Origin of the sequence: Novosphingobium sp., assembly GCF_036733805.1 — a bacterium.
Lineage (GTDB): Bacteria > Pseudomonadota > Alphaproteobacteria > Sphingomonadales > Sphingomonadaceae > Novosphingobium.
The window spans coordinates 1-6,967 of sequence record NZ_DAIMZT010000089.1 but is presented as its reverse complement, the minus strand read 5'-3'; the positions used below and the strand labels follow the sequence as shown (position 1 = coordinate 6,967).

Below are 6,967 nucleotides of genomic sequence, written 5' to 3'. Positions count from 1 at the left end.
GCCTCGAACCCGGAGATCTCATCTATACCGGAACACCCGCAGGCGTAGGGCCCATCAAACCCGGCGACGTGGTCAAAGGATATGTCGCAGACCTTACACCGCTGACCGTGACTATCGTACCCGGCTGATCCGGCTCTCCGCGGTCTGCTTCGGATGGATTATCTGTATCTGCTTTACGCCCAGCGCGGATCACCGATGCCGTGCATGACAAGCATTGTCGCAAGGACTTTGGCATCAGCAGCGCGGAAATGCGGGTGCTTTTCGCGCTTCGCCGTGCCGCCTTATGCCTTACGCCCGATCGAGCTGTTCCGCTCGCTGTTCGTCACCTCCGACGGCGGCGCATCGGCCAGGTTTTCGATTATTCCTGGGCATACGTATTTCCCGAATCGCCAAGTGCTTCCCGGCCGATTTGGAAATGCACCTATTCGCCGGCCGCCAGCATCTCGATGAGTTGGCGTACCGGCGAAATATCGTAACCTGCGGCCGCCGCTTTTGACGCGATCACGGCAGGATTGTCGCCGGCTTTCGCGCGGGCGAGCGCCCAAAGCAAAGTTGAGCGTGTGCCAGAGCGGCAATAGGCCAGGACCGGACCGCCGGCGCTTTCCAGCGCCTGGTGCATGGCGGCGACCTGAGCCTGGCTGAAACCGGCATGTGTGACCGGTATCGCCACATAATCGATCCCCATTTCGCGGGCGAACGCCTCGATCTCGGCGCCGGGCGTCTGATCTTCGCTTTCGCCTTCCGGCCGATTGTTGATGATCCGTACGATCCCAAGCGCCTTTGCCTGGGCGACGGCGTCAGTGCCGATCTGCGGGCTGGCGAAAACGGTCTCGGTGATCTGGCGGAACATGGCCTGCATTCTCCATTTGAAGATTCTTCGAGCGGCTTCAACACCGGCTCACCCGTCATCAAGACCCACTTGGACCAACAGGCAAGGCAAATCGCAGCAGCAAATCGCATGTCATGGAACTTCACGCTAAAATGGCACGTATTTCTGTTCGCTATTGGTCTCGGACTGGTGTAAAGGGCGTGGTTGCAGGAGAGAGCGGGCGTTGGTCCGGCTGCTCGCCCTGGCGTCTGGCGCGGCCTCGTCCACGTGCCGGACGAATGCTTTTGGGGCGCAGAAGGTACGTTCGTAAAGATGAGTTTTGACAGAGGGCGTCGCGGAAGGGGACGCGACAAGAGGGATCGGTTTGGAGAGGACGAGTTCGATCCGTTCTTCGCCGGGCAGGATCGTTTCGGTGGCCAGGACAGGTTCGGCGGCGGCGGCGATGATCGCGGCGGTGGCTTCGGCGGTGCGCCGCGTGGAGGCGGCTTCGGCGGCGGTCCTCGCGGTGGCGGCGGTTTTGGCGGTGGCGGCCCACGTGGCGGCGGCATGCCGGCCCAGGTCGTCGGCCAGGGCAAAGGAACCGTCAAGTTTTTCAACGCGGCCAAGGGCTTCGGCTTCATCCAGCGGGATGAGGGCGGAGAAGATGTGTTCGTGCACATCAGCGCGGTGGAACGCGCTGGCCTTGAAGGTCTGGCTGAAGGCCAGCAGCTCGAGTTCCAGCTCGTCGATCGCGGCGGCAAGATTTCCGCAAGCGATCTCGTGGTCGTGGGTGATGTGATTCCCGTCGCCAAGCGCGAGGTGGCTCCGCCTCAGCGTCAGCTTACCGGTGACAAGGCCACCGGGACCGTCAAGTTCTTCAATTCGATGAAGGGCTTTGGTTTCATCACTCGTGATGACGGTCAGCCCGATGCCTTCGTGCATATCAGTGCGGTCGAACGTTCGGGCCTTTCCGGCCTCAACGAAGGTGACCGCGTGGAATTTGATATCGAGGTCGATCGACGAGGCAAGTACTCGGCGGTCAACCTTGTGCCGCACCAGGGTTGATCCTGCCCGCACGCCCACCGGCGGTTTGACCGGGAGGCTGCAAGAGCATAGCTGCGCGCAAATGGCGGTCCGGTCAGGGCCGCCATTTGTCGTTTCCGATCTTCACATCTCAGATTAGCTTTCGAGGAAAACCGACATGTCGATCACTCCGCTGATGCCCGTTTATCCCCGGTGCGGCGTGCGACCCGTGCGTGGTGAGCACTGTCATCTCATCAGTGAGGACGGCCGCCGCTTCCTGGATTTCGCCAGCGGCATTGCCGTCAATGCGCTGGGCCATTCCCACCCCGGCCTGATCGGCGCGCTGCAGAAGCAGGCCGAGACCTTGATGCATGTGTCGAATCTCTACGGCAGTCCTCAAGGTGAGGCCGTTGCCCGGCGGCTGATTGATCTGACCTTTGCCGACACCGTATTCTTCACCAATTCGGGTGCGGAAGCGGTGGAGTGCGCCATCAAGACGGCGCGCGCTTATCACCAGCACGTCGGCGATGCGGACAAGTATGAACTGATTACTTTCAGCAACGCCTTTCACGGTCGCACGCTGGCCACGATCAGCGCTTCCGATCAGGACAAGATGCACAAGGGCTTTCTGCCGCTTTTGCCCGGTTTCAAATATGTACCGTTCAACGACCTGGAAGCCGCCAAAGCGGCGATCGGGCCGAATACGGCCGGTTTCCTGGTGGAACCGATTCAGGGCGAGGGCGGCATTCGCGAAGCGAGCGACGAGTTCCTGCGGGGCCTGCGGGACTTGTGCGATGAGCGCGATCTGATGCTGATTCTGGACGAAGTGCAGAGCGGCGTCGGCCGGGCCGGGACCTTCTATGCCTATGAGCAGTACGGGATCGAGCCCGATATCCTGGCGACGGCCAAGGGTATCGGCGGCGGTTTCCCGGTCGGTGCGTGCCTGGCCACGGAGAAGGCGGCGCGCGGAATGGTGATCGGCACGCACGGATCGACTTACGGTGGCAACCCGTTTGCCATGGCGGCGATCGGCGCGGTGCTTGACGTTATCCCTGGGGAAAAGTTCCTGGCAGAAGTACGCGCCAAGGGCGAAAGGCTGCGGTCGCGCATCGCGCAGTTCATTGGCAATTACCCGGAACTGTTCGAGGGTGTCCGGGGGCGGGGCCTGTTCATCGGCATCAAGCTCAAAGTCGAGCCGCGTCCCTTCGTGGCGCACTTGCGGGACAATCACCAGGTACTGACCGTATCGGCCGGCGACAACGTGGTGCGCGTGCTGCCGCCCTTGGTGATCGATGATAGTCACATCGATGAATTCATGGAAAAGCTGTCGGCGGCAGCCGCCAGTTACAAGCTAGAAGAGGTTGGCTGATGGCCCGTGACTTCCTGAGCCTTGCGGATGCTGGTGGCGCCAGCATCGCGGCGATGATTAACGACGCGATGGACCGCAAGGCTGCGCGCCGGAGCTGGCCCAAAGGCAGGCTGGACGTCGACGCTCCCCTTGCCGGTCATGTGCTGGCGATGATCTTCGAGAAGAACTCCACTCGTACGCGCGTATCCTTTGATATGGCGATGCGTCAGCTCGGCGGCTCGGCGCTCATCATGGAGGCGGGCAGCACGCAACTGGGGCGAGGTGAAACCGTGGCGGACACCGCGCGCGTGCTCAGCCGCATGGTCGATGCGATCATGATCCGCACGGACGATCACGCGAAGATCGAGGAACTGGCCCATTACGCCGAAGTGCCGGTCATCAATGGTCTGACAGATCTGTCGCATCCATGCCAGATCGTCGCCGATCTGCTGACGGTGGTGGAGCACGGGTTCGCGCTTCCCGGCCTGCAGCTTGCCTGGCTGGGCGATGGCAACAATGTCGCCAATTCGTTGATCGAGGCGGCTGGACTGATGAAATTCACCATCCGCATCGGCGGCCCCGCCGGCTATGAGCCGGACGCGGGCTTTATCGAGCGCGCCCGGGCCGCCGGTGGTGAGGTGATACTGACGCAGGACCCGCAGGAAGCGGTGGCGGGCGCGCAAGTCATCGTGACTGACACCTGGGTGTCAATGGGGCAGGCTGGCGGTGAGCAGCATGTCGCCGCGATGGAGCCCTATCAGGTCAATGCTGCGCTGATGGCCGCGGCGGCGCCCGGCGCCCGGTTCCTGCATTGCCTGCCCGCCCATCGTAACGAAGAAGTGACGGACGAAGTGATCGACGGTCCGCAGTCGGTGGTCTGGGACGAGGCGGAGAACCGCATTCATGCGCAAAAATCGGTGCTGCTATGGGCGCTAGAGAAACTGTGAACGACGACTATCTGATCCGAACGAACGATACCGGCTTTGATCGCGTGCTCGCTTTCTCGGTGCCCGGCCGGCATGCGCGGGGGCGCGTGGTGCGGCTGGGCCCGGTGCTCGAAACCGTGCTGGGGGCGCATGATTATCCGCCGGTCATCAAGCACCTGCTGGCCGAAGCGCTGGTGCTGACCGCGCTGATCGGTGCGCTGCTTAAGGAAGAAGGGTCGCAACTGACGATGCAGGCGCAGTCGGAAGGCGGCGCGGTCGATTTGTTGGTGTGTGATTATCGCGGCGGCGAAGTGCGCGGCTATGTGCGCCATGACGATGCCGCGCTAGAGGCGCTTGATGGCGAAACCTCGCTTGAGGTGCTGTTCGGTCAGGGATATCTGGCCATTACCTTCGATCTTGCCGCCACGGGGGAAAGGTATCAGGGGGTAGTGCCGCTGGAAGGGGCGTCGCTGGCGCAGGCTTGCGAAGCTTATTTCGCCCGGTCGGAGCAGATACCGTCGCTCATTCGCGTGGCGGTGCGCTCCAATGGTCCGCGATGTGTCGGCGGTGGCTTGCTTATCCAGCATCTGCCCGAAAGCGAGGAAGGCAAGGAGCGGCTTCACACGCGCGAGGATCGTCTGGAATGGGAACACGTCTCCATTCTAGGCGGCAGCATCCGCGCCGAAGAACTGGTCGACCCGGTGCTGACGCTGGAGGACTTGGTCTGGCGCCTGTTTCATGACGAAGAGGAAGTGCGGGTGGAACCGCTTGCGCCTCTTGAGCGCGGCTGCCGCTGCACGGTCGATCATTATCGCTCGATCCTGTCGCGCTTTCCTGAGGAACAGCGGGTCGAGATGCGTGATCCGGACGGGCTGATACCGGTCGATTGCGCGTTCTGCTCGAAGGTTCTGCGCATTCCCGTTTAAACTAGCCCGTTTAAGCTGGCCGGTTTGAGCCGCAGAGATTTCCATGCGGCGTCGCCGTGCTTTCGTTTTTGAACTGTAGGGTGCGGCGTTGGAAGCTGCCGCTTGAATTGCAGCGTCAGGCTTACGATACATGCACACGGGGTCTTGTATGACGTGGGGGAACGAAGTTGAAATTCGGGCATGCACTCTTGTCCATGATCGCATTGGGGGCTGCCGCGGTTCCGGCTTATGGTCAGAAGCAGCCGCTCGCCATGCTTGATCGGCTTGATCCCGGCGCATGGGAATTGCGCGAGCGGGGGGACGGCGCCGCGACGCGGAACCTTTGCCTGGAAAACGGCCGCGCTCTGCTTCAACTCAGACATCCCGGTATCGCCTGCAGCAGCGTCATTATCGACGACAAAGTCAATGAAGTGACGGTGCAATACACCTGCCGCGGGCGCGGTTATGGCCGGACGCATATCCGGAAAGAGAGCGGCGCGCTGGTGCAGATTGATAGCCAGGGCATCGTTAACGGGCTGCCTTTCGCTTTCGCCGCTGAAGGTCGCAGGACCGGGCCCTGCCTGAATTGAGCGAATGGTTGCCAGCGTCATCGTAGCGGCGTAGCGCCGGATATATGCAAGACTCTTTATCGTCTCCGGTCAGGCAGGCCGTGGTGCTGCTGTCCGGTGGCCTGGATTCCATGGTATCGGCTGGGCTGGCGCGCGAGGCAGGTTTTGCGGTCAATGCGCTTACCATCGATTATAACCAGCGTCATCGGCGGGAAATCGATGCCGCCGGAGCGATAGCGCGGCAGATTGGAGCCGTGCGTCATGTCGTGTTGCCGCTCGATCTGCGCCGGTTCGGCGGTTCGGCGCTGACAGACGATATCGCAGTGCCCAAAGACGGCGTGGGTCCGGATATTCCTATAACATATGTGCCCGCGCGCAATCTGGTCTTTCTGTCATTGACGCTGGCATGGGCAGAGGCGCTCAGCGCCAGCGATATCTTTATCGGAGTGAATGCGCTCGATTATTCGGGCTATCCTGATTGCCGCCCCGAGTTCATCGCGGCGTTCGAGAATATTGCCATCTTGGCGACAAAGGCGGGGGCCGAGGGACAGCGCCTCACGATTCACGCTCCGCTGCAATATATGAGCAAGGCCGACATCGCCCGTGAAGCGGACCGACTTGGCCTTGATGCCGGCATGAGCTGGTCCTGCTATGACCCGCAGCCTGATGGACGCGCTTGTGGCTTGTGCGATAGCTGCCGTCTGCGCAAGGGAGGCTTCGCCGAAGCCGGGCTGATCGATCCCACCCCTTACGCGGCCTGAGATCCTCCGATCGTCATACTGTTGTCTGTCCTCAGTTCACATCCGCGCGCACCGAGATAGTTCCGCTTTTTCGCAGCTTGCTTCGCGACAACAGCGATAGGGTGACGCGGCGCGCATACGGCAGACATCAAAGAAAAAGGGGCCCGGATTTCTCCGGACCCCCAATTCTTGCCGTTGCCGGTCAGCTTACATGCCCGAACCCGGACCGTAAGTGATCTCAACGCGGCGGTTCTGCAGCTCGCGCACACCGTCAGCAGTGGGAACGCGCGGGTTGGCTTCACCGAACGCCTGGCTCGAGATCGCGGCATCGGGAACGCCGTGGCTGGTCAGGTAGGCGCGAACCGAAGCGTTACGACGGGCCGAAAGGCCGAGGTTGTACTTCGCCGAGCCCGAACGGTCGGTGTAGCCCGCCAGCATGATGGGCACGCTGTTGCAGTTCCCGTAAGCGCTGATCGCACTGTCGAGGATCGTTGCGGCCTCCGGCGTGACGTCCGACTTATCCCAGTCGAAGAACACGATGTACGGCCCCTTGTTGCAGACCACTGCCGGCGGAGGCGGCGGAGGCGGCGGGGGCGGAGGAGGCGGCGGCGGCGGAGGCGGAGGAGGCGGCGGAGCCGCTTCATGGCC

9 protein-coding genes are annotated in these 6,967 nt (G+C 62.1%); 7 read left to right on the top strand and 2 right to left on the bottom strand.

All coding sequences use genetic code 11. The features are described 5' to 3' along the window. Positions 1 to 128, top strand: a 128-nt coding sequence (locus V7D69_RS14700; RefSeq protein WP_333606173.1) for a fumarylacetoacetate hydrolase family protein, incomplete at its 5' end; no start/stop codon positions are given. 293 nt (positions 129 to 421) lie between these two features. On the opposite strand, the gene V7D69_RS14695 is transcribed toward V7D69_RS14700, so the two are convergent. Further along, complete coding sequence (locus V7D69_RS14695; RefSeq protein ID WP_324062479.1) at positions 422 to 850, bottom strand: TIGR01244 family sulfur transferase; 429 nt, start codon at positions 848 to 850, stop codon at positions 422 to 424. 291 nt (positions 851 to 1,141) lie between these two features. Here V7D69_RS14695 and V7D69_RS14690 point away from each other — a divergent pair, with 291 nt between their 5' ends. The 6 genes from V7D69_RS14690 to queC all read left to right on the top strand — a co-directional run bounded on the left by V7D69_RS14690 (position 1,142) and on the right by queC (position 6,340). After that, complete coding sequence (locus V7D69_RS14690; RefSeq protein ID WP_324062480.1) at positions 1,142 to 1,873, top strand: cold-shock protein; 732 nt, start codon at positions 1,142 to 1,144, stop codon at positions 1,871 to 1,873. A 136-nt stretch (positions 1,874 to 2,009) separates the two neighbouring features. Beyond that, on the top strand, positions 2,010 to 3,200 hold the full coding sequence (locus V7D69_RS14685; protein WP_333606172.1) for an aspartate aminotransferase family protein: 1,191 nt from the start codon (positions 2,010 to 2,012) through the stop codon (positions 3,198 to 3,200). Then, complete coding sequence (gene argF, locus V7D69_RS14680) at positions 3,200 to 4,126, top strand: ornithine carbamoyltransferase (RefSeq protein WP_333606171.1); 927 nt, start codon at positions 3,200 to 3,202, stop codon at positions 4,124 to 4,126. Before V7D69_RS14685 ends, argF begins: the two co-directional genes overlap by 1 nt. Continuing rightward, positions 4,123 to 5,031 (top strand): Hsp33 family molecular chaperone HslO, encoded by a 909-nt coding sequence (gene hslO / locus V7D69_RS14675; protein ID WP_324062486.1) that lies wholly within the window; start codon positions 4,123 to 4,125, stop codon positions 5,029 to 5,031. Before argF ends, hslO begins: the two co-directional genes overlap by 4 nt. 167 nt (positions 5,032 to 5,198) lie before the next feature. Continuing rightward, positions 5,199 to 5,600, top strand: a complete 402-nt coding sequence (locus V7D69_RS14670; RefSeq protein WP_324062487.1) for a DUF3617 domain-containing protein — start codon at positions 5,199 to 5,201, stop codon at positions 5,598 to 5,600. A 44-nt stretch (positions 5,601 to 5,644) separates the two neighbouring features. Next, a complete protein-coding gene (gene queC, locus V7D69_RS14665; RefSeq protein WP_324062489.1) occupies positions 5,645 to 6,340 on the top strand; it encodes a 7-cyano-7-deazaguanine synthase QueC in 696 nt (231 codons plus the stop codon). A 186-nt stretch (positions 6,341 to 6,526) separates the two neighbouring features. On the opposite strand, the gene V7D69_RS14660 is transcribed toward queC, so the two are convergent. Next, positions 6,527 to 6,967: OmpA family protein (locus V7D69_RS14660; RefSeq protein ID WP_333606170.1), on the bottom strand; the 441-nt coding region annotated here is incomplete at its 5' end.

Bases quoted from the DNA above. Each gene is read 5' to 3' on its own strand.
- V7D69_RS14695 (WP_324062479.1), bottom strand. From the start codon at position 850: ATGTTCCGCCAGATCACCGAGACCGTTTTCGCCAGCCCGCAGATCGGC.
- V7D69_RS14690 (WP_324062480.1), top strand. From the start codon at position 1,142: ATGAGTTTTGACAGAGGGCGTCGCGGAAGGGGACGCGACAAGAGGGAT.
- V7D69_RS14685 (WP_333606172.1), top strand. From the start codon at position 2,010: ATGTCGATCACTCCGCTGATGCCCGTTTATCCCCGGTGCGGCGTGCGA.
- argF (WP_333606171.1), top strand. From the start codon at position 3,200: ATGGCCCGTGACTTCCTGAGCCTTGCGGATGCTGGTGGCGCCAGCATC.
- queC (WP_324062489.1), top strand. From the start codon at position 5,645: ATGCAAGACTCTTTATCGTCTCCGGTCAGGCAGGCCGTGGTGCTGCTG.